The following is a 26,202-nucleotide window of genomic DNA, read 5'->3' as shown; positions in this document are numbered from 1 at the left end:
CTCACAGCGCCGTCCCCGTGGCTGCGGACTAGACTCGTCCCCGGTCCATTACCGCCTGCCTGCCCGAGGAGCACACTCGTGCGTATTGAGTACATCTTCGACGCCTTGCTCATCCTGGTCTGCCTCGGCGTCGCCGCGTTCTCCGTCTTCGCGGTGGCGAAGCTGTACCAGGGCCAGCGCTGACCTCGGCCGCACGGACAACGGAACAGGGCACCACAACATGATCGAGATCCCGTCCGACCTTCACCCGGACCTTGTCCCTCTCGTCTTCCTCCTCGGCAGGTGGGAAGGCGCGGGCGTGTACGACTTTCCCGGCGCCGAGAAGTGCAACTTCGGGCAGGAGGTGACGTTCAGCCACGACGGCCGCTCCTTCCTGGAGTACACCTCGCACACCTGGGTGCTGGACGCCGAGGGCAAGAAGCTGCGCCCGCTGGAGAGCGAGAGCGGCTTCTGGCGGATCGACAAGGACCGCAAGGTCGATGTCACCGTCACCCGTGACGAGGGCGTCATCGAGATCTGGACCGGCGAGCTGGCCGACCAGAAGCCGCAGATCGACATCGTCACGGACGCTGTCGCGCGGCTGCCCGAGGCCCCGGAGTACTCCGGCGGCAAGCGGCTCTACGGCTACGTCAACAGCGACCTGATGTGGGTCGGCGAGAAGGCCACCCCGGCCGTGACGCTGCGCCCGTACATCTCCGCGCACCTGAAGAAGGTCGTGGACCCGAGCGAGTGGGCGAAGGACCTCAAGGACCTTCCCGACGACGGGATCGCCTTCTTCAAGTAGGCGCGCGAAGGGGTGTCCGCGGGCAAGCGGCGCCCTGGAGCCGCGGCTCTACACTGGGGGCTGTGGTGACCACCGACTGGAAGAGCGATCTGCGGCAGCGCGGGTACCGGCTGACCCCGCAGCGGCAGCTTGTCCTGGAGGCCGTGGACGCTCTGGAGCACGCGACTCCGGACGAGCTGCTCACCGAGGTGCGCAGGACCGCCTCCGGCATCAACATCTCCACCGTCTACCGGACGCTGGAGCTGCTGGAGGAGCTGGGCCTGGTCAGCCACGCCCATCTCGGGCACGGTGCCCCGACGTACCACCTCGCGGACCGGCACCACCACATGCACCTGGTGTGCCGGGACTGCGACTCCGTCATCGAGGCCGAGGTGACGCTCGCCGCGCCCCTCACCGAGGGGCTGCGCGAGGCCTTCGGCTTCGAGACGGACATGAAGCACTTCGCGATCTTCGGCCGCTGCGCCGCCTGCACCGCGAAGGCTTCCGCCGCCGAGTCGTAGGCTTATCGCCATGACCGTCATGTCGAAGAGCCCCTTGCTGTCCCTTCCCGGTGCCGTTCCCGCGGAAGGGCCGGACGAGGGTGTCGCCGGACACTACGGCGATCTGTTCCGCGAACAGCGCGCGCTGGCCGGCGGGACGGGCTTCGTGGACCTGTCGCACCGCGGCGTCCTCACCGTCAGCGGCGAGGACCGGCTCGCCTGGCTGCACCTGCTGCTCACCCAGCACGTCGAGCAGCTGCCCGCCCACCAGGCCACCGAGGCACTGGTCCTCACCGCGCACGGCCACATCGAGCACGCGCTCTACCTCGTGGACGACGGCACGACCACCTGGATCCACGTGGAGCCCGGTACGCAGGGCGCACTGCTCGCGTACCTGGAGAGCATGCGGTTCTTCTACAAGGTCGAGGCGCTCGACGCCTCGGAGCAGTACGCGGTCGTCCACCTGCCCGCGGGCGCCATCACGGCCGTCCCGGAAGGCTGGGCCGTCCGGGAGACCGCGCACGGCCGGGACGTCTTCGTGCCGCGTGCCGAGCTGGAGTCCTTCGCGGCCGGCGCCGGCCGGCCGATCGGGTCGCTGTCGCTGGAGGCGCTGCGGATCGAGGCGCACCGGCCGCGGTTGGGCCTGGAGACCGACCACCGCACGATTCCGCACGAGCTGGGCTGGCTGGAGACCGCCGTCCACCTGCAGAAGGGCTGCTACCGGGGCCAGGAGACGGTCGCCCGCGTGCACAACCTGGGCAAGCCCCCGCGCCGCCTGGTCTTCCTGCACCTGGACGGCAGCGAGGTGAAGCTCCCGCCGCACGGATCACCGGTTCGCATCGCCTCCGAGGGCGCGGAGAGCCGGCAGATCGGCTTCGTCACCTCCTCGGCCCGGCACTGGGAGCTGGGCCCGATCGCGCTGGCCCTCGTCAAGCGCAACACGGCGGTCGACGCGACGCTGCTGGCCGACACGACCGTCGCTTCGCAGGAGATCGTCGTCGCGCCGTAGCCCGCCTGGCGGGATCAGATGTCGATGACCAGGGTGAACGGGCCGTCGTTCGTCAGCGAGACCTTCATGTCCGCGCCGAACCGGCCCGTTTCCACGTCCGCTCCCAGTTCGCGCAGCCGCTTCACGACCTCGCCGACGAGCGGCTCGGCGATCTCGCCGGGTGCGGCGGCGTTCCAGGTGGGCCGGCGCCCCTTACGGGCGTCACCGTAAAGCGTGAACTGGCTGATGACGAGCAGCGGGCCGCCGATGTCCGAGCAGGACTTCTCGTCCGGCAGGATGCGCAGGCTCCACAACTTGCGGGCCAGCAGCGCCGCCTTCTCCGGGGTGTCCTCGTGCGTCACCCCCACCAGGACGCACAATCCCGGGCCGGTGATCGACCCGACCGTCTCGCCGTCGACCACGACACTCGCTTCACTGACCCGTTGGGCAACCGCTCGCATACGGCCATTGTCGCGTGCATGTGCCAACACCACTCGCACGGGTGAGGGGGCGCACGCGACCGCAGGTCGTACGCCCGGTTGGACGCCAAGCACGCCCGCCGTCGGGGCCGTTCGGGTGCAGAGTCGCTGCGAGGTGTCCGCAGGCAGTGGGACCATCGGTACCTGGGCGGCTTTCGGCCGCAACGAGGGGACGACAGGCATGACCACACCCGGCACTGGAGAGACATCCGGTACCACCGCACCGACCGCACCGACCGCGCCCATCGAGAAAGGCCATCACATGCTGAAGGCCGACGCGCTGGGGCCGCGGCCCCCGGGTCCGCGCAGCCCGCTCGCCGCGGACACCCAGGAGACCGAAATGGTGGCCATGGGCCTCGGCGCCCTGCGCACCCTGCGACGCGACGCGCAGCAGGAGGAGGCGGATCTCTCGTACCTGCGCCGGCTGCTGCACGGCCGGATCGACATCCTGCGGGCGGAGCTGGGGCGCCGCACGGCGCCGGACGCCCCGCTGCTGGACCGGCTGCCGGAGATCCTGACCGACGCGCCGTCGCGGCACCGCTCGTCCGCCCGGCACGTGACGCTGGGCACGCCGCTCACCGAGCGGGTACGGCGGCTCGCCGAGGAGATGCTGGCCGAGGTCGAGCTGTCGGACCTCGACGCCCGCACCGACCAGGACCTGCACGAGGGCATGGGGCGCCTCGTCCGCCACGAGCAGCAGGTGTCCCGGCGCCGGCAGACCCTCCAGCGGACGGTCGACGGGTGCAGCGCGGAGATCACCCGCAGATACCGTGACGGGGAAGCCAGCGTGGACGACCTGCTCGCCGAGGGCTGAGCGCGGTGGAACGGCCGGCGGGGCCTCACGGCCTCCGCCGGAGCTGCGTTCCGCCGCCCCCGCTCCACCGCTCCGCCGTTCCCGCCGCCTCGCCGCCCTCGTCGTAAAATCCGGGTGCGTCCCGGCGTGCCTCCGCCTACGTTCGGAGGATGAGCCTCGACCTCCGCCCCCTCGACGAATCCGATCTGCCGGACTGGCTCCGCGCGGTGAACAACGCGTTCCTGATGCCGCCGACCGTCACTCCGGAGGAACTCGCGGCCCGCAGGCCGGGGATGGATCTGGACCGTACCCAGGGCGTGTTCGACGAGGGCCGCTGCGTGGCCACCTTCCGCAGCATGCCGCGTGAGCTCACCGTGCCGGGTGGCGAGCGGCTCGCCGCCGCCGCCGTCACCAACGTCGCGGTCACCGCGACGCATCGCAGGCGCGGCCTGGCGACCCGCATGATGTCCCACGACCTCGCGGGGGCCAAGGAGCGGGGCGAGGCGGTGGCGATCCTGATCGCCGCCGAGTACCCGATCTACGGCCGCTACGGCTTCGGCCCGGCGACGTGGATCAACGAGTGGGACGTCGACGTCCCCCGGGCCGGCCTCGACCGCCGCTGGGCGGGGCCCGCCGAGGGCAGGATCGACCTGATGACGCCCGCGGAGATCCGCAAGATCGGTCCCGAACTCCACGAGCGGTTCCGGCGGCTGACACCCGGCGCGATCAACCGCGACGACCGGTGGTGGGACCTGGACACCGGGCAGCTCGTCTTCCCGTCCAACCCCTGGAAGGAACCCTTCTACGCGGTGTACCGGGACGACTCGGGCCGGGTCGACGGCCTGGCCACGTACTCCGTCACGGAACACCGGTGGGCGAACAAGTTCCCACGGATGACGCTGGAGACGGGCAAGCTGATCGCGGTCTCCCCGGCCGCGGAACTCGCGCTGTGGCGCTACCTGTTCTCCATCGACTGGATCACCGAACTGAAGTCCGGCTTCCGCGCCCCCGACGACATCATGCCCCTGCTGCTCGGCGACCCGCGGGCCGCCAAGGTCGAGACGAACGCCGACTTCATGTGGCTCCGGGTGCTCGACACCCCCCGCGCCCTGGAAGCCCGCACCTACACGGGTGCAGGCTCCCTCGTGCTGGATCTGCACGACGCCGCCGGCCTGGCCGGCGGCCGCTTCCGTCTGGAGACGGACGCGGACGGCAGGGCCTCCTGCACCCCGACCCGGGACGACGCGGATCTCTCGCTCGACATCGCCGAACTGGGAACGCTGTACCTCGGCGACGAGTCCGTCCAGCGGCTCTCCGTCCTGGGCCGCGTCACCGAGGAACGCCCCGGCGCCGCCACCCGCGCGGACACCCTCCTCCGTACCCCCCGCCGCCCCTGGACCCCGGACGGCTTCTGACCCCGCGCTCCCCGCGCCCGCCGCCCCTACTGCGCCATCAGGATGGCGATCCCGGTGAGGGCGAGGCAGGTGTACGTGGTGCCACGGTCCTTACGGTCCAGGGCGATCAGTCCGAAGACGATCGCCCAGGCTGCGCCGTACCTCCACTGAACGAACTGCTCGAAAAGGAATCCGAGAACAGGCATGGCAGGTCCCTCCTTCGTGGCGCTGGGTGGTGACAGAAGGTGGGTGGTGGCGGGATGTCCCGTACGCCGTTGGACGGTTGATGACGCTTACCCCCGTTGCGTCAACTTCGTAACTCGTCTGCAAGTCCCCGAAGTCGACTGAGCTGTTACTCAGCGGTTATCCCCAGTTGAAGGAGATCGACAAACTTGGGTCAGTCAACTCCCGCTAGTTGATGGAGGGTTGTAGCCTGCAACGTATGAGTCCGAACAGCTCGGAGCAGAACGGCGAAGGCGCGGTGCCGCCGTTTCGGCGCATCGCGCAGAAGCTTCGCGCCGAGGTGGACAGCGGTGAGCTGGCCGTCGGCGACCAGCTCCCGACCCAGGAGGCCCTGAGCAGGCGGTTCAAGGTCTCCAGGGCCACTGTTCAACGGGCGCTCGACGAGCTCCGCAAGGACTCGTACATCGACTCCAAGCGCGGCCGTGGGTCGTACGTCCTCCGCCCCTCGGTGGCGCCCCCGCATGCGGGACCCGGGCCGGCGGGCGTCGAGCTGGCCGAGCACCTCGAAGCCGCGTTCCGCGTGCCCACCGTGACGCTGGACTCCTTCTCGCTCACCGCGGAGACGCTGAACTCGGCGATGCAGGGCCCGCTCCGGCTCATCCAGGCAGGAGAGCTCGAAGCCCCGGAGTCCGTGACAGTGCGGTTGCTCCTGCCTTCTCCCGATGCGATGTTGGCCGTGCCGCGGCTGGTCGACGACCCGGACGACCCCCGTCCGAGGGAGCGGCTGCGGCGGCTGGCGCAGAGCCACTCACTCGGGCTGCAGAGCTCCGTCGGCAGGCTGGCGGACCTGGGCCTCGGGACGGAGGTGTCCATCGAGATCAGATCCGTGGCGCTCACACCGGTGAACAAGCTCTACCTGCTCAACGGGACGGAAGCCCTGTTCGGCTACTACAAGGTCGTCCAGCGCATGGTGTCCTACCGCGGGGACGACATGGACATCTACGACTTCCTGGGGCTCGGAGCCACGCTCTTCCACCACTCCGCGGTCGAGACCGGCCTCGACCCGTACGGCCCCGCGTTCGTGCAGCGCTCGCAGGATTGGTTCGATTCCGTCTGGTCAACCATCGCCGAGCCGTTGACACTTTTCGAGTGACCTCCCGCCCGCGCTCCGCCACCTGCCGACGGACCCGTCGTGAACTCGTCGCCGCCGCGGAATGCGTGCTCTTCGACTTCGACGGTCCGCTGGCCGGCCTCTTCGGCCACTACCGGGCGCACGACGTGGCCCGGGTACTGCGTCGCCGGCTCGACGACTGGAGACTGACGCCCGTCCTCGACGCCCCGGACAACCCCCTGCAGGTGCTGCGGGACACCTCAAGGGCCTATCGGGGGACGGTGTGGGGCTACCGGGTGGCCGAACTGCAGCGCCTCCTCACCGCCGAGGAGGTGCGTGCCGCGGGATCGGCCGTGCCCACCGAACACGCCCGTGAGTTGGTCTTCTGGCTCGTCGCCCGCGGGAGCAAGGTCGCCGTCACGACGAACAACTCCGTGGAGGCGGCGAACGTGTACCTGGCCCGGATGGGGCTGACCTCGTTCTTCGGCGCGCATGTTCACGGCCGGCCGGCCGATCCCGCACTGTTGAAGCCCGATCCGTTCTGCCTGCGGGAGGCGTTGCGGACCACGGGGACGCGGGCTGAGGACTGTTTGATGATCGGGGACTCCGCCGACGACTGCACCGCGGCTCGAGCGGCCGGTGTCACGTTCCTTGGCTACGCGAGGAACGAGGCGAAGCGGCGCGAGCTGGAGGACGCCGGAGCCGAACACATTGCCGATGCACTCGCCCACCTCTTCGAAGAAGGCCGTCAATTGTAATCGTTCGGGTCTGCTCGATGAGGTGGCTCGCGTAATAGTCTCGACGCCACGCATGGGCTGTGGGGCACGGAGTGTGCGTCAGTAGTTCGAACTCACAGTCGGAGAATCCGTGGCCACGACGACAGCGACCAGGGTGGCGTCCCTGGAAGGAGTCGAGCGGGTCGAGGGCCCGTTCCCGGGCTACCACAACGTGACCTACGCGGTCAGGCTCGACGCCGGCTCCACGCTCGGCCTGGGCTTCCGCCGGATGAAGCTGCGGGAACCGCGCCCCGGTGTCTTCTGGTTCGACCTGCGGGTGTTCCGCTCCGAGGACCAGCTGCTGCCTGTCCTCCAGGGCCGGATTCCGCGCATCCCGCTCGTCACGAAGATCGACGGGCACGCGTCCGCGACCTCGTTCATCGAAGGACGCACGCTGAGCAGTCTGCGGGGGGCGGGCGGCAGCAGGACGGTCGGCGCCGCGTTCCTGGACCAGATCGAGGCGCTCTTCCACCACCTCGCGGCTTTCGACGTCGCGGAACTGCCGCCGCCGCAGCAACGGGAGCGCGGGTGCACCTGTGTGCTGAGCCGCGGTGACGGAAGCTCCACGGCGTTCCTCCGGGGGTTGGTGCACTTCACCCGCAAGCACGTCTACGCCCCGCACCGCAGGCAGTTCTCCCAGCTGCTGAACGATCTTGACGTGGCGGTGGGCGTGCTGAGCACGTTCGGGCGGGAACTGCCGCAACTGAGCCCACGCCCCGACCGGCTGCTCCACGGCGACCTGCACCGGCAGAACTTCATCGTCGATGACGACGGCGGACTGTGGACCATCGACTGGGAGCTCGCCCTGGTGGGCGACCCGCTCTACGACCTGGCGACCCATCTGCACCTCATGCGCTATCCGCTGACACAGGAGCGCGAGGTCGTCCTGCGCTGGAAGCGGGCGGTGGGTGAGGCCGCGGCCCGGGGGGCGGACGAGGACCTGCCGCACTACCTGGCCTACAAACGTATCCAGTCCGTCTTCACGGATGTCATCCGTGGGGCGACGGGTCTGAACGCTGTCCTCGACTACGCGCAACTGCGGCAGGTCGCCGCCACCGTCTGGCGCGCGCTGCGGGCCGCGCAGGAGCCGCTGGGACTGGAGAAGGTGGTCTCCCGGGTGGTCGTGGAGGCCGCCTTCGAAGCCTGGCACCGGCGGCACGCCAAGCCCGCCGCGCCCGTCACTGCAGGCCGAGGGCCATCCACTTGGCCGGGTCGCTGAGGGGTTCGAAGCCCAGCTTGGCGTAGACGCCGTGGGCGTCGGCGGTGGCCAGGAGGATGCGGCGCAGGCCCGAGGGGGCGAGGTGGTCGCGTACGGCGGTCACCAGGGCGACGCCGAGGCCCTTGCCGCGGGTGGCGGGGTCCACGTAGACGTCGCAGAGCCAGGCGAACGTGGTGTGGTCGGTGATGACGCGGGCGTAGGCGAGCTGGACGCCGGAAGCGGTGTCGTACAGGCCGAAGTTGAGCGAGTTGGCGATCGCGCTGTCCTGCTTCTCGCGGGTCCTGCCCAGCGCCCAGTACGCGTCGGTGGAGAGCCAGTGGTGGATGCGGGCGGCGTCCAGCCGGGCGGGGTCCGTCGAGATCTCGTACGTGTCGTCGTCCATGGCGCGAGGCTGCCAGGGGTGGGGCTGCGGCGTCGACCCGATATCGCGTCGGTACAGCGTTGCTTACCTGTCCTCGAAGAACAATTAACTGGACCTTGACTGTCGCTGTGCGGCACGCTCGGCGGTATGGATCTGGACCGGCCGCTCGGCGGCATTCACGTGCCCTTGATCACACCCTTCGACAGCGACGGGACGGTCGCCGCCGCCGCCCTGGAGGCCCTCGCGCACGACGTCCTCGACGCGGGCGCGACGGGAGTCGTCGCGCTGGGCACCACCGCCGAGGCCGCGACCCTCGACGAGGGGGAGCGCGCCGCCGTCACCGCGATCGTCGGCAGGGTGTGCCGGGAGCGCGGGGCGTGGCTGACGGTGGGTGCCGGGTCGAACGACACCCGGCGGTCGGGGGAGGAGCTGGGCGCGCTCGGGGACACCGGGGCGGCCGCGGCGCTCGTCCCCGTGCCGTACTTCACCCGGCCCTCCGAGGCCGGGGTGGTCGCGCACTTCGAGGCGCTGGCGGCCGGCAGTCCGGTGCCGTTGATCATCTACAACATCCCGTACCGCACGGGGCAGACCCTCGGCATCACGGCGCTGCTGCGGCTGGCCGCCATCCCCGGCGTCGTCGGGGTGAAGCACGCGGTCGGCGGGATCGACGAGGACACGGTGGCGCTGCTCGGCGCGGAACCGCCCGGCTTCGCCGTCCTCGCGGGCGACGACGTCTTCGCCCCGGCGCTGCTCGCCCTCGGCGCGGCGGGCGCCGTGCTGGCCTCCGCGCACCTGGCGACCGAGCGGTGGGTGGAGCTCTCCACGACCGGCGACCGGGCGCTGGGGCACCGGCTGGCGGCCCTCGCGGCGGCGCTGTTCACCGAGCCGAATCCCACCGTCGTCAAGGCCGTGCTGCACGCCCACGGCCGCATCCCGGGACCCGGCGTACGGCTGCCGCTGCTGCCCGCCGGCAGCCCAGCGCTTGAGACGGCCCTCCGGGCATACGACGCGGCAGGGGATACTCGGGACCGTACGCACGCATTGATCGGAGAGGCGTCATGAGGATCGGAATCGTCGGAGCGACCGGCCAGGTGGGCGGAGTCATGCGCAAGGTGCTCGCCGAGCGCGCCTTCCCGGTGAAGGAGCTGAGGCTGTTCGCCTCGGCCCGTTCGGCCGGCAGCACACTGCCATGGCAGGACGGCGAGATCGTCATCGAGGACGCCGCCACGGCCGACTACTCCGGGCTGGACATCGTCCTGTTCTCGGCGGGCGGCGCCGCGTCCAGGGCGCTGGCGCCCAAGGTCGCCGCGGCCGGTGCGGTCGTGATCGACAACTCCTCCGCCTGGCGGCTGGACCCCGAGGTCCCGCTGGTGGTGTCCGAGGTCAACCCGCACGCGATCGCGGACCGCCCCAAGGGCATCATCGCCAACCCGAACTGCACGACGATGGCCGTCATGCCCGTCCTGCGCCCGCTGCACGACGAGGCCGGTCTGACCGCGCTGATCGCCACCACGTACCAGGCCGTCTCCGGCTCCGGTGTGGCCGGCGTCGCCGAGCTCGACGGCCAGATCTGCAAGATCGCCGACAAGGCCGCCGCGCTCGCCTTCGGGGGCGAGAACGTCGATCTGCCGGAGCCCGGCGTCTACGCCCGCCCGATCGCGTTCAACGTGCTGCCGCTGGCCGGATCGATCGTCGACGACGGCAGCTTCGAGACCGACGAGGAGCAGAAGCTCCGCAACGAGAGCCGCAAGATCCTGGAGATCCCGGAGCTGAAGGTCTCGGGCACCTGCGTGCGCGTGCCGGTCTTCACCGGCCACTCGCTGCAGGTCAACGTGCGCTTCGAGCGTCCGATCAGCGTCGAGCGCGCCTACGAGCTGCTGGCCGCCGCCCCCGGCGTCGAGCGCTCGGAGATTCCCACGCCGCTGCAGGCGGCGGGCCAGGACCCGACCTTCGTCGGCCGGATCCGCCGGGACGAGACCGTGGAGAACGGCCTCGCCCTCTTCTGCTCCAGCGACAACCTCCGCAAGGGCGCGGCCCTCAACGCCGTCCAGGTCGCGGAGCTGGTCGCCGCGGAGCTGACCGCCGCGCGCTGAACCGGACGGGCCCCCGGGACGGACCCGACGCGTACGTGCTGACCGCCGTCAGAACGCCTTGCCGGTCTCCTCGGCGATCAGTACGTACGACGTCTTCCCGTCCAGCGACTCGCGGATGATGTCCGCGTGTCCGGCGTGCCGTGCCGCCTCCTCGATGAGGTGCAGCAGTACCCAGCGGGCGTTGACCCGCATGCCGGCCGGGAACCACGGTGCCTCCGGCAGCGGCACGCTTCCTTCCAGGTCCGGCAGGCCGAGGATCGTCTCCTCGGTCAGCCGCGCCACGGCCGTGTACTCCTCCAGCACCCCGGCCACGGTCTCGTCGCCGACCAGCTGGAAGTCCTCGTGCCAGTTCGATCCGTCCCGCTTGCGGGCGGACGGCCGCCCCATCAGCGTGGTCTGGACCCAGTTGTCCTCACAGCTCGCCGCATGCTTGATCAAGCCGCCCAGCGACAACTCGCTCACGCTCGGCCGGGACGCGGCCTGCTCGTCGCTCAGCCCGAGGACGGCCCGGCGCAGGGCGCCGCGCTGTGCCTCCAGGAAGGCCAGCAGCGCATCCCGCTCGCCCTGCTCGCCGGTCTTCCCCGTGTGCACCAGTGTCGGCATGACGACCACCTCTCGTTCGGTCTTGATGCCTCGACTCTAGAAACCCTTGCGGTCAGGTGCTGTCCGCAACTGCGCCGGCGTCCGCATTCGCGCACGCGGCGCCATCCGCATTCTTGACGGCATCCGTGACGGGGGGAGATCCGAGCAGGCGGCGCGGGCCGGGCCCCTGCTCGCCGAGAGCGTCGTGCGGGTTGGCCAGATGGCACGAGTCGATCGACAGGCAGCCGCAGCCGATGCAGTCGGTGAGGCGGTCCCGCAACTGCTCCAACTGGGCGATCCGGCTGTTCAGATCGTCGCGCCAGCACTCCGAGACGTTCGCCCAGTCCGCGCGGTTCGGCGTACGCCCCTCCGGCAGCAGCCCGAGGACCTCGCGGATCCGCGCCAGCGGGATGCCGACCCGCTGCGAGATCCGGATGAAGGCGACCCGGCGCAGCGTGTCACGGCTGTAGCGGCGCTGGTTCCCGGAGGTGCGCCGGCTGCGGATGAGCCCCTCGCGCTCGTAGAAGCGCAGCGCGGACGGCGGGACGCCGCTGCGGTCGGACAGCTCACCGACGGTGGCTTCCTTGGCGTTCCAGGGGAGTTGGGTCATGGCGGCCACAGTAGCGGCCGACTTGAACCATCGTTCAAGTACGGGCTGTGGGGATAGGAGAAAAAAACTTTCGCCGACGTGTCGATCCGGACGTCTCCCGTTCGACGCATCAGATAGAAGCAGGGTTCGACGACGGAAAAGCACGAGAAGGAGCCATCGCGATGCGCTACATGATGATGCTGCGGGTCCAGGAGAACACCGACCTCGTCCCGAGCGAGCAGCTGATGGAGGACATGGGCAAACTCATCGAGGAGATGACGAAGGCCGGCGTCCTCCTCGACACCGCCGGTCTGCGGCCGACCGCGGAAGGCACCCGCATCCGGCTCTCCGGCGGCAGGCTGACCGTGACCGACGGGCCCTTCACCGAGGCGAAGGAGGTCATCGGCGGTTACGCGATGATCGAGGTGAAGAGCAAGGAGGAGGCGCTGGAATGGGCCTCGCGCTTCCTGCGGATCCACGGTGACGGCTGGGAGATCGAGTCGGAGATCCGGCAGATCGAGGGGATGAACGACTGATCGCCCGCGGCGGCCCGCCACCGCGGCCACCGCAGGTTGCCGTCGCGCGGACGAGGGTGCTCTGATGGGTCGCCATGACGGTACCCAGCGCCCGCCCCGACGCCCACCGCGCGATCGAGGCGGTGTGGAGGATCGAGTCGGCGAGGCTCATCGCCGGGCTCGTACGTCTCGTGCGCGACATCGGCCTCGCCGAGGAACTGGCGCAGGACGCCCTCGTCGCGGCGCTGGAGCAGTGGCCCGGGTCGGGCGTGCCGGACAATCCGGGCGCCTGGCTCATGGCCACCGCGAAGCACCGCGCGATCGACCTCCTGCGCCGCAAGGAGCGGCTCGCGCGCAAGATCGACGTGCTCGGGCACGAGCTGGAGACCTCGGGGCACGGCGCGGCGGCCGACGTCGAGGCCGTTCTCGACGGCGACATCGAGGACGATCTGCTGCGGCTGGTCTTCACCGCCTGCCACCCGGTGCTCTCCACCGAGGCGCGCGTCGCGCTCACGCTGCGGTTGCTGGGCGGTCTGCGGACCGAGGAGATCGCGCGCGCGTTCCTCGTCCCGGAGTCGACGGTCGCCCAGCGGATCGTGCGGGCCAAGAAGACGCTGGCCGAGGCCGACGTCCCCTTCGAGGTGCCGGCCGGGCCGGAGCTGGCCGACCGGCTGGCCTCCGTCCTCGAGGTGATCTACCTGGTGTTCAACGAGGGGTACGCGGCGACCGCCGGCGACGACCTGATGCGCCCGGCGCTCTGCGCGGAGGCGCTGCGGCTGGGCCGTGTCCTGGCCGCGCTGATGCCGAAGGAGCCCGAGGCGCACGGCCTCGTCGCGCTGATGGAGATCCAGACGTCGCGGTCGGCGGCCAGGACGGGCCCGGCGGGCGAGCCGGTCCTGCTGCTCGACCAGGACCGCTCGCGGTGGGACCTGCTGCTCATCCGCCGCGGGTTCGCCGCCCTGGAGCGGGCCGCCGCGCTCGGCGGGCCGCCCGGCCCGTACGTCCTGCAGGGCGCGATCGCCGCGAGCCACGCGCGGGCCCGCACTCCGGAGGAGACCGACTGGCGGTCGATCGCCGGGCTCTACGAGCAGCTTGCCGCGCGCGCCCCGTCACCCGTCGTGGAGCTGAACCGCGCGGTCGCGCTCGCCATGGCGTACGGCCCGGCCACCGGTCTGGAACTCGTCGACACGCTGACGTCCGAGCCGTCGCTGGCCGGCTACCACCTGCTGCCGACCGTCCGCGGCGACCTCCTCGCCCGGCTCGGCCGGTACGAAGAGGCAGGTCAGGAGTTCGTCCGAGCCGCCTCCCTCACCCGAAACGCCCGCGAGCGCACCCTGCTGGAACAGCGGGCGACGGAGTGCGCGCGCCGTCGTGACGGCTCTCACACCCCGTAATGGAGCCTTTTGCAAGCGATGTGCTTGCAATAGTTAGCATCGATGGTGCAGCATCGCGGCATGGCTTCACTGAACGTCGGCAACGTCGGCGAGTACCTGCGGGAGCAGCGGCGCAACGCGCAGCTGTCGCTGCGGCAGCTCGCGGACGCCGCCGGGGTCTCGAACCCCTACCTCAGCCAGATCGAGCGCGGGTTGCGCAAGCCCAGCGCCGAGATCCTGCAGCAGCTCGCGAAGGCGCTGCGGATCTCCGCGGAGACCCTGTACGTCCAGGCCGGAATGCTCGAGGAGCGCGACCGGGACGAGCTGGAGGTCCACGCGGCGATCCTGGCCGATCCGACGATCAATGAGCGGCAGAAGCAGGTGCTGATCCAGATCTACGAGTCGTTCCGCAAGGAGAACGCCGTGGTGGAGGAGCCGGTACCGGCGGAGCCGGCGCCGACGGACCCGGTGCGGCCGAAGGCCGCTCGACCAGCCTGACCGCTCGACCGGCGCGTGTGCACCGCGCCCGGCACACCGTCAACAGACACCGCACGCAAGACCACGCGTCAACGACCCCCGTCCGGGAGGACCCTCATGGCGATCACCGATGACATTGTGAAGACGCTCAAGGACCCGACTCCGCTCTACGCGGTGGCCGGCACCGCCGACCTCGCCGCCGAGAAGCTGCAGCGGGTGCCCGCGCTGATCGAGAAGATCCGCGCCGAGGCCCCCGAGCGCTTCGAGAAGATCCGCAACACCGACCCGAAGCTGCTCCAGGACCGCGTCGCCGCGCAGGCCAAGGACGCCCAGACGAAGGTGACCGAGGCCCTCGGCTCCGTCGAGCTGGACCTGAAGAAGATCGGTGAGTCCGTCCAGGACTTCGCGCTCCAGGGTGTCGGCCGGGCCGCCGAGGCCGCCGTGAAGGTCCAGGAGACCTACGGCACGCTGGCCGAGCGCGGCAAGGGCGCCGTGGCGACCTGGCGCGGCGACGTGGCCGACGAGATCGAGGAGATCGCCGTGGCGGTCGAGCCCGACCCGCGGCCCGCGGCCGCGTCCACCTCCGCCCCGGCGGTGGACGCCTCGGCTTCCGCTCCGGCGAAGAAGCCCGTCGCGAAGAAGGCCCCCGCCAAGAAGCCGGCGGCCAAGCCGGCCGAGTAGTACGCGCTTCGCAGAGGGCAGGACAGGGCAGGGCAGGAACAGGACGGGCCGGGCACGCTCAGCGTGCCCGGCCCGTTGTCCGTGCGGTACGGGTACGGTGGCGGCGACGGTTTCTCGGGCATCCGGCCGGTAGGGCAGAGCGGACAAGGCGGTGGGCGGCGTGTTGGTCACGGGGTTCTTCGGGGTGGTGGCCCTGGTGTCATGGGGCCTGTTCCTCTTCGCGCTCTTCGCGTTCATCGACGCCGCGGTGCGCCGCGAGGACGCCTACCGCGCGGCCGGCAAGAAGACCAAGCCGTTCTGGCTGATCGTCCTCGGCCTCGCGGCCCTGGTGATGAAGTTCTTCTCGATCCTCGACTTCCTGCCGGCCTTCGGCCTGGTCGCGGTGATCGTCTACATGGTCGACGTCCGTCCGGCCCTGAAGCAGATCTCCGGCGGCGGGCGCGGCGGCCGCCGCGGTGGCGGCAGCAGCAGCGACGGCCCGTACGGACCGTTCCGCCGCTGACGTCCGCAAAAAACCGCGAACCCCGCAACCCCGAAGCCTCCGAGCCGTCGGCGTCAGCCGTCGGACCGCTGGAGCTGGGCCGGCAGGCCCCTGATCCGGGCCGGGGCGACCCGGTCGAGCAGCACGAGGGCGACATCGTCCGTCAGCTCCCCGCCGTTCAGCTCGCGCGCCTCGGTGACGGCCGCGCCCAGCAGGTCCTCGCCGCGCAGCCCTCCGGCCAGCTGGCGGGTGATCATCTCGACCATCCCGTCCTGGCCGAGCCGCTGCGTGCCCTCACCGATACGGCCCTCTATCAGCCCGTCCGTGTAGAGCATCAGGCTCCAGGACACGCCCAGCCCGACGTTGATCCGGCTCCACGCGGTGTGCTCCAGCAGCCCGAGCGCGGGGCCGCCCGCCTCGTACGGCAGCAGTCGCGGCACACCGTCGGCACCGGTCAGCAGCGGGGCCGGGTGCCCGGCCAGGTACAGCTCGGCGCTCACGCCGTTCGGCGCGATGTCCACCGTGCAGAGCGTCGCGAAGGTCTCGTCGTCGGCGCGCTCGTTCTCCAGCACCTTCTGCAGGGTGCTCAGCAGCAGGTCGCCGCTGAGCCCGGCGAACGTGAGCGCCCGCCACGCGATCCGCAGCTGGACACCGAGCGCGGCCGCGTCCGGGCCGTGCCCGCAGACGTCGCCGATCATCGCGTGCACCGTGCCGTCCGTCGTGCGCACCGTGTCGTAGAAGTCGCCGCCGAGCAGCGCGCGGCTGCGCCCCGGCCGGTACATGGCCGCGAACCGCAGGTCGGCGCCCTCCAGCAGCGGCTTGGGCAGCAGTCCGCGCTCCAGCCGGGAGTTCTCCTGGGCGAGCAGCCGGGTCTCGGTGAGCTGGCGCTGCGCGAGGTCCGCGCGCTTGCGCTCCACGGCGTAGCGGATCGCCCGGGTCAGGTGCGAGCCGTCGAGCTCGTCGCGGGTGAGGTGGTCCTGCGCGCCGATCCGTACCGCCTCACCGGCCTCAGCCGGCTCGTCCGCATCGTCGCCGGTCAGCACGAGGACGGCCGTGGTCGGCGCGATCAGCAGCAGCCGGCGCAGGCTCTCCAGCCCGTCGCCGTCGAGTACCAGCAGGACGCAGTGCACGTCGTCGGTGAGGAGCCGTTCCGCCTCGGTGAGGTTGCGCGCCCGGCGGATGCGCACCCGGTTCCCGCCGCCGTCGAGCAGCTCGGGCGCGGTGAAGGTGCCCGCCGGGTCGTCGCCGATGACCAGCAGCGTCAGCGCGGGCGCTGACGGATCCTGGCGCTGCCGGGGCACGGGCAGGACGGCGCAGCCGTCCGCCTCACCGGCGTGCGGTACCCCTGTTGCGGTCATCGGCCTGTTCCTTCCCTCCCCCCGAGGGTCATTGACAGGCGACCATAGCGGCAGCGCGCGGTGTGGCGGGAGGCCACGAGGTAAACCGCCTGTGTCATATGCAGCGGTCAGAAGGGGATTTCAGCTCCGATGCGACGATCCGGGCATGACATACATCACCCGGCCCCGGCGGTTGGCGCGCACTGTGCGCAACGCCCTGCCCGACGCCCTGTGCGGGGAGCGGTCACCCGGGGCGGACCACGCCCAGGATCCGCATGGAGCCCGCCCCGGCCATGGTGACGTTCCTGCCGGGCCGCGGCGCGTGCACGATCGCTCCGTCCCCGACGTACACCCCCACATGGCTGGCGTCGTCGAAGTAGATGATCAGGTCGCCGGGGCGCATCCGGTCGACCGGTACGTGCGGCAGCAGCCGCCACTGCTCCTGCGACGTCCGCGGGATGTTCCGGCCCGCCGCCGCCCACGCCTGCTGCGTCAGTCCTGAGCAGTCGTACGAGGACGGCCCGCCCGCGCCCCACACGTAGGGCTTGCCGATCTGCCCGGCCGCGAACGCCACCGCCCGCCGGCCCTGCGCGCTCGCGTCGCCCGCCGCCCTGGGCAGTTGCGCCAGCTTCTTCGCCGCGTCGCTCCGCGTCCACGCCAACTGCGCCTGGTACGCGGCCTCGTCCTCCAGCTTCTGCAGCCGCAGCCGCTCCTGTTCCCGCAAGGTGGCCAGCAGCGCCTTCGCCCGCGCGAGCCGCGACTCCACCTGGGTCCTGGCGTTCGCGGACTTCTTCCGGGTCTCGACCAGCGCCTCCCATTCGGCGGTGGCCGCGTGCGCGTAGCCGTCCAACGCCGCCTGGGTGGAGGTGAGGTCGCGGATCGTGGCGTTCGCGGCCCGTGCCCCGCGCTGCGCCAGGCTCGCGTCGGACAGGAACGTCTCGGGGTCGGAGGAGAGCGCGAGCTGCATCTCGTCCGTCATCCCGCCGCTGCGGTACTGCGCCCGCGCCATCGCGCCCGCCTGGTCCCGCAGCGTGGCGAGGCGCGTCTGGGCGGCGTCCAGCGAGATGGCGAGCGCGACCAGGTTCTTCTGCTGCGTGAGCACCTTCTCCTCGGCCGCGTTGAACGCCTCGGTGGCCGCTTCCGCCTGGTGGTAGAGGGTGTTCACCTCGGCCTGCACCTGGGCGAGCGTGCGCGGCGGCTCGGCGTGCGCGGCCCCGGGCACCGCCAGCGTCGCTGCCGCGCAGAGCAGGGCCGTGCACACGACGGCCGCGCCGCGCGATGGTCTCGCCGCCATCGTCACCACCTCGTATCTGACGGTTCGTCACATGAGGGGGGATGGTGCCACGAGGTGCCGCAATGCGACAGGGGCAGGGGGGAATTAGTGACGGGGACCAGCGGGCGCCGGTCGGAAGAGGACTCAGGACCCGCGCGGTGCCAGCGCCTCCCAGCGCACCGTGACCTCGCCCTGCCGCCAGCGGTCCGCGCGGTCCGTGACCGGCCAGCCGCCCTCCGCCAGCAGGCGCACGCTGCGGATCCAGCGCTGCCGCGCGCCCAGGGACGCGAACGGCGCCGCCGTCGCCCACGCCCGGTCGAACTCCGTCAGGAACGCGTGCACCGGCTCACCGGGGACGTTCCGGTGGATCAGTGCCTTCGGTAGGCGCTCCGCCAGGTCGGACGGCCGCTCCAGCGATCCCAGCCGCGTCGCGAACGTCACCGTGCGCGGCCCTTCGGGGCCGATCGCCACCCACACGTGCCGGCGGCCGATCTCGTCGCAGGTGCCCTCCACGAGCAGCCCGCCGGGTGCCAGCCGGGCCCGCAGCCGGTCCCAGACGGCCGGCACCTCGCCCTCGTCGTACTGCCGCAGCACGTTCGCGGCCCGGATCAGGACGGGCCGCCTGCCGGCGCCCTGGGAGGCAGCGGGCAGCGCCACCTCGAACCCGCCGTGCGCGAACGTCAGCCCGTCCCGTCGGTACGGCTCCGCCGCCGCGACCCGCGCAGGGTCGATCTCCAGCCCGACCACCTCGGCGTCCGCCCGGACGGTACGCAGCCGTCCCAGCAGCTCGACCGCCGTCCACGGCGCCGCTCCGTACCCGAGGTCCACCGCCACCGGATCCGCCGTCCGCCGCAGCTCGGCCCCGAGCACGGACGCGATCCACCGGTCCATCCGACGCAGCCGGTTCGGATTCGTGGTGCCGCGGGTGATGGTGCCGACGGGTCTCGCCATGGTTCGACTTTAAGTGGTGGCACCGCGGGTGCGGGTGCGGGCACTTCGGCCCCGCGCCCGCACCCCAGGCAAAAAGTTCGGCAAAGCGGAAATGGGAATGGTCGGTTCCGGCGTTCTCCCGTTGAACGGATCCGTCCGGCCGAATGGAGAGCGGCGTGACCCAGCACATGGCACGGCTCGGTGCCCTGCGCGGCTACGCGCAATCGCGCCGGCTGCGCCGGCCCGCCCACGGCCGCGGCGCCCCGCGTCGGGTGGCGATGCTGAGCGTGCACACCTCGCCCCTCGACCAGCCCGGCACCGGCGACGCCGGCGGTATGAACGTCTACATCGTGGAGCTCGCGAAGCGCCTCGCCGAGATCAACATAGAGGTGGAGATCTTCACCCGCGCCACGACCGGCGCCCTGCCCCCCTCCGTCGAGCTCGCCCCCGGCGTCCTCGTCCGGCACATCGACGCGGGCCCCTACGAGGGGCTGGCCAAGGAGGAGCTGCCCGCGCAGCTCTGCGCCTTCACCCACGGGGTGATGCAGGCGGAGGCCGGCCACCGGCCCGGCCACTACGACCTCGTCCACTCGCACTACTGGCTCTCCGGCCACGTCGGCTGGCTTGCCGCCGAGCGCTGGGGCGTCCCCCTCGTGCACGCCATGCACACCATGGCGAAGGTCAAGAACGCCGCGCTCGCCGAGGGCGACACGCCCGAGCCGGCCGCCCGCGTCATCGGCGAGACCCAGATCGTGGAAGCCGCCGACCGGCTGATCGCCAACACCGACGAGGAGGCGGACGAGCTCGCCCGCCACTACGGTGCGCAGCCCGCCAAGGTGGCTGTCGTCCATCCCGGCGTGAACCTGGACCGCTTCCGGCCCGCCGACGGCCGCGCCGCGGCCCGCGCCCGCCTCGGCCTGCCGCAGGGCGCGCTGATCCCGCTCTTCGCGGGCCGCATCCAGCCGCTCAAGGCCCCGGACGTGCTGCTCCGCGCCGTCGCGGTGCTGCTGGACGAGGACCCGTCGCTGCGCGAGCGGCTGGTCGTCCCGGTGGTCGGCGGCCCCAGCGGCAGCGGCCTCAGCAAGCCGGAGCGGCTGCACAAGCTGGCCGCGCGGCTCGGCGTGAGCGACGTCGTACGGTTCCAGCCGCCGGTCGACCAGCAGCGGCTCGCGGACTGGTACCGGGCCGCGACGGTGCTGGTGATGCCCTCGTACAGCGAGTCCTTCGGCCTGGTCGCGATCGAGGCGCAGGCCTGCGGCACGCCGGTGGTCGCCGCGGCCGTCGGCGGGCTGCCGGTGGCGGTCAAGGACGGTGAGACCGGTTTCCTGGTCCCCGGCCACGACCCGGCCGACTACGCGCGGGCGCTGCGCCGCTTCGTCGACCAGCCGCACCTGGGCGACCGACTGGGGGAGGCCGCCGCCCGGCACGCCCAGGAGTTCGGCTGGGGGAGGGCGGCGACATCGACCGCCGACGTCTACAGCGCCGCGATGCAGGAACACCGCCGTCACCTACGATCGGCTCATGGCTGAGCACGGACAGACAGCAGGAGCGGGACAGGACGAGCAGGGTCAGGACGGCGCGGAGCCCCAGGGCGCCGCGCAGCCGCACCCCGCCGAGCAGGCCGCCCGCGACACCGTCGAGCGGGCGCTCGAGGAGGCCGGGCTGGAGTGGGAGAACCCGCAGCCCGGCACGTATGTCGCCAAGATCCCCGGCACCCGCAAGCTGTCCACCACCTGCTCGCTGATCGTCGGCCGGCACACGCTCTCCCTCAACGCCTTCGTCGTCCGCCACCCGGACGAGAACGAGGAAGCGGTCTACCGCTGGCTGCTGGAGCGCAACCTCCGGCTGTTCGGGGTGGCCTACGCGATCGACCGGCTCGGTGACGTCTACCTCACCGGCCGCATCCCGCTCGCCGCCGTGACGGCCGACGAGGTCGACCGGCTGCTCGGCGCTGTCCTGGAGAACGCGGACGGCTCGTTCAACACGCTGCTGGAACTCGGGTTCGCGGCCTCGATCCGCAAGGAGTACGCCTGGCGCGTCTCGCGCGGGGAGTCGACCCGCAACCTGGACGCGTTCACACATCTGACCGGCGCTGACAAGCCGGCGGCGTCGAACGACTGACGCCACCTTCCTCGGGCACTCCTGACTCCGGGCCGCTCATCAACGGGTGAAAGCTGTCGGCAGACTTCTGCGTTCCACCCCCTTCCCGCCAACCCCAGGCTCATGGCACCCTCATGCCGTCGCACATCTGAATAGTGTTCAGATACGTGAAAGGCGGGGTCATGACGATCAGTCGCAGGAGACTGCTCACGGGAGCCATCCAGGTCACCACGGCGGCGGTGGCCGCCGACGCGCTCGGCGGCCGCACCGCCTTCGCGTCCGAACCGGGGTCCACGGGCGTGCCGTCCCCCCTCTGGGCGGAGTTCGAGGCCGCGCCCTACACCCACCCGCAGATCCCCAACGTCGCCCGCGCGGGCTACAACGGAGGCGAGCGGAACTTCCCCCGCCGTCCCGTACGCGCCAACGTCCTGCACTACGGCGCCAGGCCGGACGGCTCCGCGGACGCCGCCCCCGCCATCAACCGGGCCATCGCCGCGGTCGGCAAGCGCGGGGGCGGCACGGTCCTGCTGCCGCGCGGCACCTACCGGATCGACGACGTCATCCAGCTCGGCTACAGCAACGTCACCCTGCGCGGTGAGGGCAGCGGCAGCACCAAGCTCTTCGCGACGCGCTCGCTCACCGAGATCATCGGCGCCTACGGCAGCCGCTACGGCGGCACCAAGTCGTCCTGGTCCTGGGCCGGCGGCCTGGTCTGGGTCTGCCCGCGCGAGCGCTACCGCACCCTCACCGACGCGATCAAGGCCAAGGCCTGGCCGTTCGAGGGCTGGACCGGCAACAAGCGCGACGAGTGGCAGACCCTCGCCACCATCACGGCGGTCGCGACGCAGGGCGACTCCACCGTCACCGTCGACAACGCCTCCCGCCTCCGGCGCGGCGACCGCGTCCTGCTCCAGCTCGCGGACGACGCCCGGCACAGCCTGCTCGACCACATGGCGGGCGACGTGGACGGCGCCGGGACCTACGACTGGTCCGACAAGACCAAGGTGCTGTCGTACGTCCCCTACGAGTGGCCGGCCCGGATCACCGGCGTCCGGGGCCACCGCGTCACACTCGACCGCCCGCTGCCGCTCGACACGCGCCTGGACTGGGCCCCGAAGCTGACGACGCTCGTCGACCCCGTGGTGAACTCCGGCGTCGAGGGCCTCACCATCGAGATGGTGGAGACCCCGCAGGCCCAGCACCTGCTCGACACCGGCTACAACGGCCTGGTCCTGCAGTGCGCCTGGGACTGCTGGGTGGACGACGTGCGCGCCGTCAACGTCGACAACGGGTTCCTGCTCGTCGCCGCCAAGGGCTCCACGCTCCGCCGCACCCGCGTCTCGGGACGCGGCAGCCACCACCCGTACTGCTGCCGCGAGGGCTCGCACGACAACCTGATCGAGGACTTCGCCATCGACCGGCGCACCGTGCTCCCCGCCCCGGCCGGCACCCAGCTGCACGGCATCAACGTCGAGGGACTGTCCAGTTACAACGTCTGGTCGCGCGGGCGGATGGACATGGGGACGTTCGACACCCACCGCGGACTGCCGTTCGCCAACGTCCGCACCGAGATCACCGTCCTCAACGACGGGCAGCACGGCGGCGACGCCAGCGCCGGGCCGCTCTACGGCGCCCGCTTCACCCACTGGAACGTCACCGTCACCAACGGCCGCGCGGGCTGCGTCAAGATCGACGACGTCGCCCCGTACAGCGCCACGGCCGGTATCTCCGAGGTCACCGCGTTCGGCCAGATCGACGTCCCGGACTTCGCCGGCCCGCTCCACTCCCGCCTGGAGTCCTACGGCACCCCGGCGGTCACCCCGCCGAACCTCTACGAGGCCCAGCGCCACCTCAACGGCTGCTCCTGACGGCAGCGGCGGATGCCGGTGCCGGCCCGGAGGCCGGCATCGGCACCTCTTCCCTCGCGACCGCTTCCAGCGCCTCGACCGCCTCCGCCTCCACGGCCTTGGCCGGTCCCCGGGTCCGCAGCAGCGCCCAGTACCCGGCCGCGGTGACCGTGCCGACGACCGCGCAGGCTCCCCACGCCGCGGAGCCGCCCCAGCGGTCGAGCGCGAAGCCGCCCGCCAGGGGGCCGACGAAGGAGGCGGCGGACCAGGAGAGCGAGAACATGCCCTGGTAGCGGCCGCGGGCCCGCGCCGGCGCGAGGTCGGCGACGATCGCCATCGAGGCGGGCGCGTGCATGATCTCGCCGAGCGTCCACACCGTGACGGTGAGGGCGTAGAAGCCGACCGAGCCGGCGAACGCGGTCAGGCCGAAGCCCCAGCCCATCAGCAGGGTGCCGGCGGCGAGCAGCGCGGCCGGGCTGCGGCCGGTCATCATCCGGGTGACGGGGATCTGGAGCAGCACCACCAGGAGCCCGTTGAGGCCGATGACCAGCCCGTACTCGCTCGCCGTGAACCCGGAGCGGCCCATGTCGACCGACAGGGTGGTGGCCCCCTGCTGGCCCACGGTCCCGAGCAGGAAGGTGAGTCCGACCAGGGCCATGAACCGCTGGTCGCGCAGCACCTGGCCGAGCCCGGCGGGTTCCTCGTCCGCGGCCGGCAGGGCGTCGGCGGCGGGCAGGGTCTCCTTGACCTTGAGGAAGACGACGATCGCGCAGAGCAGCGTCATCAGCGCGTCGCCCAGGAAGAGCCAGACGTACCCCTGGGCGGCGATGAGTCCGGCCACGCCCGCCGAGACGCCGAAGCCGATGTTGATGGCCCAGTAGTTGAGGGCGAAGGCCCGCACCCGGTCCTTGGGCGGCACGAGGTCGGCGAGCATCGCCTGGAGGGCCGGCCGGGAGGCGTTGCTGGTGACGCCGACGAGCCCGGCGACCGCCGCGATCGCCACCGGGTGGGTGACGAAGCCGAGCAGCGCGGTGACCGCGGCCGTGCCCAGCTGGGCGACGAGCATGGTGGCGCGCCGCCCGACGCGGTCCGCGAGAACGCCGCCGACGACGGACGCGACCGAGCCGCCGAGCCCGTAGAGGGAGGCGACGAGGCCGGCGTAGGAGGCGGAGAAGCCGCGTTCGACGGTCAGGTAGAGCGCCAGGAACGTGACGACGAACCCGCCGAGCCGGTTGACCAGCGTGCTGGTCCACAGCCACCAGAACTGGCGCGGGAGCCCGGACATGGTCTCGCTCACAGCTCGTCTGACGTCCGGCACTCAGGGCCCCCATGTAATGACTGAATACGACCTGCGTAACTTACCGTGGACACATGGGCAGGCGCTACGGGATTTCGATTAGGCTCGGGCCATGGCTGCTGCGTACAAGCTGATCCTCCTCCGCCACGGCGAGAGTGAATGGAACGCGAAGAACCTGTTCACCGGCTGGGTGGACGTCAATCTGAACGAGAAGGGCGAGAAGGAGGCGGTGAGGGGCGGCGAGCTCCTCAAGGACGCCGGCCTGCTCCCCGACGTCGTGCACACCTCGCTGCAGAAGCGTGCGATCCGCACCGCGCAGCTCTCGCTCGAAGCCGCGGACCGCCACTGGATCCCGGTGCACCGCTCCTGGCGGCTGAACGAGCGGCACTACGGTGCCCTCCAGGGCAAGGACAAGGCGCAGACCCTCGCGGAGTTCGGCGAGGAGCAGTTCATGCTCTGGCGCCGCTCCTACGACACCCCGCCGCCGCCCCTCGAGGACGGCACGGAGTTCTCGCAGAGCGACGACCCGCGCTACGCCTCGATCCCGAGCGAGATCCGTCCCCGCACCGAGTGCCTCAAGGACGTCGTCGAGCGCATGCTGCCGTACTGGTACGACGGCATCGTCCCGGACCTGCTCGCCGGCCGCACGGTCCTGGTCGCCGCGCACGGCAACAGCCTGCGGGGCCTGGTCAAGCACCTCGACGGCATCTCCGACGAGGACATCTCCGGTCTGAACATCCCCACCGGCATCCCGCTCTCGTACGAGCTCGACGCCGACTTCCGCCCCGTGAACCCGGGCGGCACCTACCTCGACCCGGACGCCGCGAAGGCCGCCATCGAGGCCGTCAAGAACCAGGGCAAGAAGAAGTAACCACAGGTCAGCGATGTGACGAAGGGCCCCACCCGGTGCGGGTGGGGCCCTTCTCGATCTGTCAGGAGGTGCAGCCGCCGCATTGGCAGGCGCCGCCGGACTGGCATCCGCACCCGCAGCTCGATCCGCAGCCGCACGCGCCGAGCACGGGCAGCCACACGGGTGTGAGCTGCGGGGGACGGTCGAGTGACGGCTGTTCCCTGGTGGTCGACGGGGTGGGGGAATCCTGCATGAGTACCCTCCTCGGCTGGGCCACCGCACGCAGTCGAAGCCGCCACGTGCGGGCGCATCGCCCCCCATTGAACGCACCCCGGGCCGGGCGCATCAACGGCGCGCGGAGGCACGGCACGGCGCGAGGGCCTGTCCTCGCGCCCGCCCCGGGCCTCCGCGGCGGCCGTCAGACCCCGTCGACCTGCGTCGGGGCCGGCGTCAGCTCGTCGGCGTGCTCGCCCGTGACCAGGTAGACGACGCGCTTGGCGACCGATACGGCGTGGTCGGCGAACCGCTCGTAGTAGCGGCCGCACAGGGTCACGTCGACCGCCGTCTCGATGCCGTGCTTCCAGCGGTCGTCCAGCAGGTGCTGGAAGAGCGCGCGGTGCAGCTCGTCCATCCGGTCGTCGTCCGCCTCGAGTTGCAGCGCGTCGTCGACGTCCTTGGAGACGATGACCTCGGCGGCCTTCGCCATCAGGCGCTGGGCGAGCTGGCCCATCTCCAGGATCGTGCTGTGCAGGTCGTTCGGTACGGCCGACTCGGGGAAGCGCAGCCGCGCCACCTTCGCGATGTGCCGCGCGAGGTCGCCCGACCGCTCGATGTCCGCGCTCATCCGCAGGCTGGTGACGACGATCCGCAGGTCGGTGGCGACCGGCTGCTGCCGGGCCAGCAGGTTGATCGCCCGTGCTTCCAGGTCGCGCTGCAGGCCGTCGACCTTCTCATCGGCCGCGATCACGCTCTCGGCGATGTTCAGATCCGCGTCCAGCAACGCGGTGGTGGCCCGGCCGATGGCGGATCCGACGAGCCGGGCCATCTCGACCAGGCCTTCACCGATCGAGTCGAGCTCCTCGTGGTATGCGTCCCGCATCGCTGTCCTTCCGTCCAAACAGAGGCGTCTCCTCCACGCTCCCACGCTGATGGGCGTACGCGTACCGCTCGAGCATCCCGAGTGAATCAGCGCCTACGTCAAGGTGAACTC

The 26,202-nt window shown here is 71.4% G+C and carries 29 protein-coding genes; 19 read left to right on the top strand and 10 right to left on the bottom strand.

The genetic code is table 11. The features are described from left to right. The first annotated feature begins 220 nt into the window (after positions 1 to 220). The 3 genes from O3X23_RS15970 (at position 221) to ygfZ (ending at position 2,272) form a co-directional block, all read left to right on the top strand. Positions 221 to 784, top strand: a complete 564-nt coding sequence (locus tag O3X23_RS15970; RefSeq protein WP_269272032.1) for an FABP family protein — start codon at positions 221 to 223, stop codon at positions 782 to 784. 62 nt (positions 785 to 846) lie between these two features. After that, entirely contained in the window at positions 847 to 1,284 is a 438-nt protein-coding gene (locus O3X23_RS15965) for a Fur family transcriptional regulator (RefSeq protein WP_269272031.1), read from the top strand. A gap of 19 nt (positions 1,285 to 1,303) precedes the next feature. After that, positions 1,304 to 2,272 (top strand): CAF17-like 4Fe-4S cluster assembly/insertion protein YgfZ, encoded by a 969-nt coding sequence (ygfZ, locus tag O3X23_RS15960; RefSeq protein ID WP_269272078.1) that lies wholly within the window; start codon positions 1,304 to 1,306, stop codon positions 2,270 to 2,272. 14 nt (positions 2,273 to 2,286) lie between these two features. On the opposite strand, the gene dtd is transcribed toward ygfZ, so the two are convergent. Next, positions 2,287 to 2,712, bottom strand: a complete 426-nt coding sequence (dtd, locus tag O3X23_RS15955) for a D-aminoacyl-tRNA deacylase (RefSeq protein ID WP_269272030.1) — start codon at positions 2,710 to 2,712, stop codon at positions 2,287 to 2,289. 199 nt (positions 2,713 to 2,911) lie between these two features. Here dtd and O3X23_RS15950 point away from each other — a divergent pair, with 199 nt between their 5' ends. After that, positions 2,912 to 3,544: an RsiG family protein gene (locus O3X23_RS15950; RefSeq protein ID WP_443047860.1), complete on the top strand. Its 633-nt coding sequence runs from the start codon at positions 2,912 to 2,914 to the stop codon at positions 3,542 to 3,544. Positions 3,545 to 3,693: 149 nt separating this feature from the next. Beyond that, the gene (locus O3X23_RS15945; protein ID WP_269272029.1) at positions 3,694 to 4,938 is read left to right on the top strand and encodes a GNAT family N-acetyltransferase; all 1,245 of its coding nucleotides are present in this window, start codon (positions 3,694 to 3,696) and stop codon (positions 4,936 to 4,938) included. A 26-nt stretch (positions 4,939 to 4,964) separates the two neighbouring features. Here the strand turns inward: O3X23_RS15945 and O3X23_RS15940 are convergent, their stop codons facing one another. Continuing rightward, complete coding sequence (locus tag O3X23_RS15940; protein ID WP_269272028.1) at positions 4,965 to 5,123, bottom strand: hypothetical protein; 159 nt, start codon at positions 5,121 to 5,123, stop codon at positions 4,965 to 4,967. Positions 5,124 to 5,359: 236 nt separating this feature from the next. On the opposite strand from O3X23_RS15940, the gene O3X23_RS15935 reads away from it, so the two are divergent. The 3 genes from O3X23_RS15935 to O3X23_RS15925 all read left to right on the top strand — a co-directional run bounded on the left by O3X23_RS15935 (position 5,360) and on the right by O3X23_RS15925 (position 8,206). Further along, the gene (locus O3X23_RS15935) at positions 5,360 to 6,253 is read left to right on the top strand and encodes a GntR family transcriptional regulator (protein WP_269272027.1); all 894 of its coding nucleotides are present in this window, start codon (positions 5,360 to 5,362) and stop codon (positions 6,251 to 6,253) included. Beyond that, entirely contained in the window at positions 6,250 to 6,969 is a 720-nt protein-coding gene (locus tag O3X23_RS15930; RefSeq protein ID WP_269272026.1) for an HAD family hydrolase, read from the top strand. Before O3X23_RS15935 ends, O3X23_RS15930 begins: the two co-directional genes overlap by 4 nt. A 109-nt stretch (positions 6,970 to 7,078) precedes the next feature. Next, positions 7,079 to 8,206, top strand: coding sequence for a phosphotransferase (locus O3X23_RS15925; protein WP_269272025.1), 1,128 nt, complete (start codon positions 7,079 to 7,081; stop codon positions 8,204 to 8,206). Here the strand turns inward: O3X23_RS15925 and O3X23_RS15920 are convergent. Further along, on the bottom strand, positions 8,166 to 8,588 hold the full coding sequence (locus tag O3X23_RS15920; RefSeq protein WP_269272024.1) for a GNAT family N-acetyltransferase: 423 nt from the start codon (positions 8,586 to 8,588) through the stop codon (positions 8,166 to 8,168). The genes O3X23_RS15925 and O3X23_RS15920 overlap by 41 nt on opposite strands. A 126-nt stretch (positions 8,589 to 8,714) precedes the next feature. Here O3X23_RS15920 and O3X23_RS15915 point away from each other — a divergent pair, with 126 nt between their 5' ends. Beyond that, positions 8,715 to 9,629: a dihydrodipicolinate synthase family protein gene (locus tag O3X23_RS15915; protein ID WP_269272023.1), complete on the top strand. Its 915-nt coding sequence runs from the start codon at positions 8,715 to 8,717 to the stop codon at positions 9,627 to 9,629. Next, positions 9,626 to 10,660 (top strand): aspartate-semialdehyde dehydrogenase, encoded by a 1,035-nt coding sequence (locus O3X23_RS15910; RefSeq protein ID WP_269272022.1) that lies wholly within the window; start codon positions 9,626 to 9,628, stop codon positions 10,658 to 10,660. Before O3X23_RS15915 ends, O3X23_RS15910 begins: the two co-directional genes overlap by 4 nt. Positions 10,661 to 10,708: 48 nt before the next feature. On the opposite strand, the gene O3X23_RS15905 is transcribed toward O3X23_RS15910, so the two are convergent. Continuing rightward, positions 10,709 to 11,263, bottom strand: a complete 555-nt coding sequence (locus tag O3X23_RS15905; protein WP_269272021.1) for a DinB family protein — start codon at positions 11,261 to 11,263, stop codon at positions 10,709 to 10,711. 52 nt (positions 11,264 to 11,315) lie between these two features. Further along, complete coding sequence (gene soxR / locus O3X23_RS15900) at positions 11,316 to 11,852, bottom strand: redox-sensitive transcriptional activator SoxR (RefSeq protein ID WP_269272020.1); 537 nt, start codon at positions 11,850 to 11,852, stop codon at positions 11,316 to 11,318. A 161-nt stretch (positions 11,853 to 12,013) separates the two neighbouring features. On the opposite strand from soxR, the gene O3X23_RS15895 reads away from it, so the two are divergent. The 5 genes from O3X23_RS15895 to O3X23_RS15875 all read left to right on the top strand — a co-directional run bounded on the left by O3X23_RS15895 (position 12,014) and on the right by O3X23_RS15875 (position 15,379). Then, positions 12,014 to 12,367: a YciI family protein gene (locus tag O3X23_RS15895; protein ID WP_269272019.1), complete on the top strand. Its 354-nt coding sequence runs from the start codon at positions 12,014 to 12,016 to the stop codon at positions 12,365 to 12,367. Between the two features lie 74 nt (positions 12,368 to 12,441). Next, positions 12,442 to 13,740, top strand: a complete 1,299-nt coding sequence (locus O3X23_RS15890) for an RNA polymerase sigma factor (RefSeq protein ID WP_269272018.1) — start codon at positions 12,442 to 12,444, stop codon at positions 13,738 to 13,740. A 60-nt stretch (positions 13,741 to 13,800) separates the two neighbouring features. Then, positions 13,801 to 14,217, top strand: coding sequence for a helix-turn-helix domain-containing protein (locus tag O3X23_RS15885; RefSeq protein ID WP_269272017.1), 417 nt, complete (start codon positions 13,801 to 13,803; stop codon positions 14,215 to 14,217). A gap of 96 nt (positions 14,218 to 14,313) precedes the next feature. Beyond that, positions 14,314 to 14,877: a hypothetical protein gene (locus tag O3X23_RS15880; protein WP_269272016.1), complete on the top strand. Its 564-nt coding sequence runs from the start codon at positions 14,314 to 14,316 to the stop codon at positions 14,875 to 14,877. Between the two features lie 160 nt (positions 14,878 to 15,037). Continuing rightward, positions 15,038 to 15,379 (top strand): DUF2516 family protein, encoded by a 342-nt coding sequence (locus O3X23_RS15875; protein ID WP_269272015.1) that lies wholly within the window; start codon positions 15,038 to 15,040, stop codon positions 15,377 to 15,379. A 53-nt stretch (positions 15,380 to 15,432) separates the two neighbouring features. On the opposite strand, the gene O3X23_RS15870 is transcribed toward O3X23_RS15875, so the two are convergent. From O3X23_RS15870 to O3X23_RS15860, 3 genes are all read right to left on the bottom strand, one after another. Beyond that, positions 15,433 to 16,716 carry a PP2C family protein-serine/threonine phosphatase gene (locus O3X23_RS15870; protein WP_269272014.1) on the bottom strand — a complete coding sequence of 428 codons (1,284 nt, stop codon included), beginning with the start codon at positions 16,714 to 16,716 and terminating at the stop codon, positions 15,433 to 15,435. Positions 16,717 to 16,939: 223 nt separating this feature from the next. Further along, positions 16,940 to 17,989 (bottom strand): C40 family peptidase, encoded by a 1,050-nt coding sequence (locus O3X23_RS15865; protein ID WP_269272013.1) that lies wholly within the window; start codon positions 17,987 to 17,989, stop codon positions 16,940 to 16,942. Between the two features lie 123 nt (positions 17,990 to 18,112). Then, positions 18,113 to 18,919 (bottom strand): class I SAM-dependent methyltransferase, encoded by an 807-nt coding sequence (locus O3X23_RS15860; protein WP_269272012.1) that lies wholly within the window; start codon positions 18,917 to 18,919, stop codon positions 18,113 to 18,115. Between the two features lie 155 nt (positions 18,920 to 19,074). Here O3X23_RS15860 and mshA point away from each other — a divergent pair, with 155 nt between their 5' ends. The 3 genes from mshA to O3X23_RS15845 all read left to right on the top strand — a co-directional run bounded on the left by mshA (position 19,075) and on the right by O3X23_RS15845 (position 22,866). After that, entirely contained in the window at positions 19,075 to 20,427 is a 1,353-nt protein-coding gene (gene mshA, locus O3X23_RS15855) for a D-inositol-3-phosphate glycosyltransferase (protein ID WP_269272011.1), read from the top strand. Next, a complete protein-coding gene (locus tag O3X23_RS15850; protein ID WP_269272010.1) occupies positions 20,420 to 21,019 on the top strand; it encodes a YbjN domain-containing protein in 600 nt (199 codons plus the stop codon). The genes mshA and O3X23_RS15850 overlap by 8 nt, the downstream gene beginning before the upstream one ends. Positions 21,020 to 21,180: 161 nt before the next feature. Next, positions 21,181 to 22,866, top strand: coding sequence for a glycosyl hydrolase family 28-related protein (locus tag O3X23_RS15845; RefSeq protein ID WP_269272009.1), 1,686 nt, complete (start codon positions 21,181 to 21,183; stop codon positions 22,864 to 22,866). Here O3X23_RS15845 and O3X23_RS15840 read toward each other — a convergent pair. Next, on the bottom strand, positions 22,850 to 24,130 hold the full coding sequence (locus O3X23_RS15840) for an MDR family MFS transporter (RefSeq protein WP_269272076.1): 1,281 nt from the start codon (positions 24,128 to 24,130) through the stop codon (positions 22,850 to 22,852). The genes O3X23_RS15845 and O3X23_RS15840 overlap by 17 nt on opposite strands. 124 nt (positions 24,131 to 24,254) lie before the next feature. On the opposite strand from O3X23_RS15840, the gene O3X23_RS15835 reads away from it, so the two are divergent. Then, the gene (locus O3X23_RS15835; protein ID WP_269272008.1) at positions 24,255 to 25,013 is read left to right on the top strand and encodes a phosphoglyceromutase; all 759 of its coding nucleotides are present in this window, start codon (positions 24,255 to 24,257) and stop codon (positions 25,011 to 25,013) included. 397 nt (positions 25,014 to 25,410) lie between these two features. On the opposite strand, the gene phoU is transcribed toward O3X23_RS15835, so the two are convergent. Then, entirely contained in the window at positions 25,411 to 26,091 is a 681-nt protein-coding gene (phoU, locus tag O3X23_RS15830; protein ID WP_269272007.1) for a phosphate signaling complex protein PhoU, read from the bottom strand. Positions 26,092 to 26,202 lie beyond the last annotated feature (111 nt).

The sequence above is a fragment of the Streptomyces sp. H39-S7 genome (genome assembly GCF_027158205.1).
GTDB lineage: Bacteria > Actinomycetota > Actinomycetes > Streptomycetales > Streptomycetaceae > Actinacidiphila.
The sequence above is the reverse complement of the archived record's forward strand: the minus strand, read 5'-3'. Positions and strand labels throughout refer to the sequence as shown.

Bases quoted from the DNA above. Each gene is read 5' to 3' on its own strand.
- O3X23_RS15970 (WP_269272032.1), top strand. From the start codon at position 221: ATGATCGAGATCCCGTCCGACCTTCACCCGGACCTTGTCCCTCTCGTC.
- ygfZ (WP_269272078.1), top strand. From the start codon at position 1,304: ATGTCGAAGAGCCCCTTGCTGTCCCTTCCCGGTGCCGTTCCCGCGGAA.
- dtd (WP_269272030.1), bottom strand. From the start codon at position 2,712: ATGCGAGCGGTTGCCCAACGGGTCAGTGAAGCGAGTGTCGTGGTCGAC.
- O3X23_RS15950 (WP_443047860.1), top strand. From the start codon at position 2,912: ATGACCACACCCGGCACTGGAGAGACATCCGGTACCACCGCACCGACC.
- O3X23_RS15945 (WP_269272029.1), top strand. From the start codon at position 3,694: ATGAGCCTCGACCTCCGCCCCCTCGACGAATCCGATCTGCCGGACTGG.
- O3X23_RS15940 (WP_269272028.1), bottom strand. From the start codon at position 5,123: ATGCCTGTTCTCGGATTCCTTTTCGAGCAGTTCGTTCAGTGGAGGTAC.
- O3X23_RS15935 (WP_269272027.1), top strand. From the start codon at position 5,360: ATGAGTCCGAACAGCTCGGAGCAGAACGGCGAAGGCGCGGTGCCGCCG.
- O3X23_RS15920 (WP_269272024.1), bottom strand. From the start codon at position 8,588: ATGGACGACGACACGTACGAGATCTCGACGGACCCCGCCCGGCTGGAC.
- O3X23_RS15915 (WP_269272023.1), top strand. From the start codon at position 8,715: ATGGATCTGGACCGGCCGCTCGGCGGCATTCACGTGCCCTTGATCACA.
- O3X23_RS15910 (WP_269272022.1), top strand. From the start codon at position 9,626: ATGAGGATCGGAATCGTCGGAGCGACCGGCCAGGTGGGCGGAGTCATG.
- O3X23_RS15905 (WP_269272021.1), bottom strand. From the start codon at position 11,263: ATGCCGACACTGGTGCACACGGGGAAGACCGGCGAGCAGGGCGAGCGG.
- soxR (WP_269272020.1), bottom strand. From the start codon at position 11,852: ATGACCCAACTCCCCTGGAACGCCAAGGAAGCCACCGTCGGTGAGCTG.
- O3X23_RS15895 (WP_269272019.1), top strand. From the start codon at position 12,014: ATGCGCTACATGATGATGCTGCGGGTCCAGGAGAACACCGACCTCGTC.
- O3X23_RS15890 (WP_269272018.1), top strand. From the start codon at position 12,442: ATGACGGTACCCAGCGCCCGCCCCGACGCCCACCGCGCGATCGAGGCG.
- O3X23_RS15885 (WP_269272017.1), top strand. From the start codon at position 13,801: ATGGCTTCACTGAACGTCGGCAACGTCGGCGAGTACCTGCGGGAGCAG.
- O3X23_RS15880 (WP_269272016.1), top strand. From the start codon at position 14,314: ATGGCGATCACCGATGACATTGTGAAGACGCTCAAGGACCCGACTCCG.
- O3X23_RS15870 (WP_269272014.1), bottom strand. From the start codon at position 16,716: ATGACCGCAACAGGGGTACCGCACGCCGGTGAGGCGGACGGCTGCGCC.
- O3X23_RS15865 (WP_269272013.1), bottom strand. From the start codon at position 17,989: ATGGCGGCGAGACCATCGCGCGGCGCGGCCGTCGTGTGCACGGCCCTG.
- O3X23_RS15860 (WP_269272012.1), bottom strand. From the start codon at position 18,919: ATGGCGAGACCCGTCGGCACCATCACCCGCGGCACCACGAATCCGAAC.
- O3X23_RS15850 (WP_269272010.1), top strand. From the start codon at position 20,420: ATGGCTGAGCACGGACAGACAGCAGGAGCGGGACAGGACGAGCAGGGT.
- O3X23_RS15845 (WP_269272009.1), top strand. From the start codon at position 21,181: ATGACGATCAGTCGCAGGAGACTGCTCACGGGAGCCATCCAGGTCACC.
- O3X23_RS15840 (WP_269272076.1), bottom strand. From the start codon at position 24,130: ATGTCCGGGCTCCCGCGCCAGTTCTGGTGGCTGTGGACCAGCACGCTG.
- O3X23_RS15835 (WP_269272008.1), top strand. From the start codon at position 24,255: ATGGCTGCTGCGTACAAGCTGATCCTCCTCCGCCACGGCGAGAGTGAA.
- phoU (WP_269272007.1), bottom strand. From the start codon at position 26,091: ATGCGGGACGCATACCACGAGGAGCTCGACTCGATCGGTGAAGGCCTG.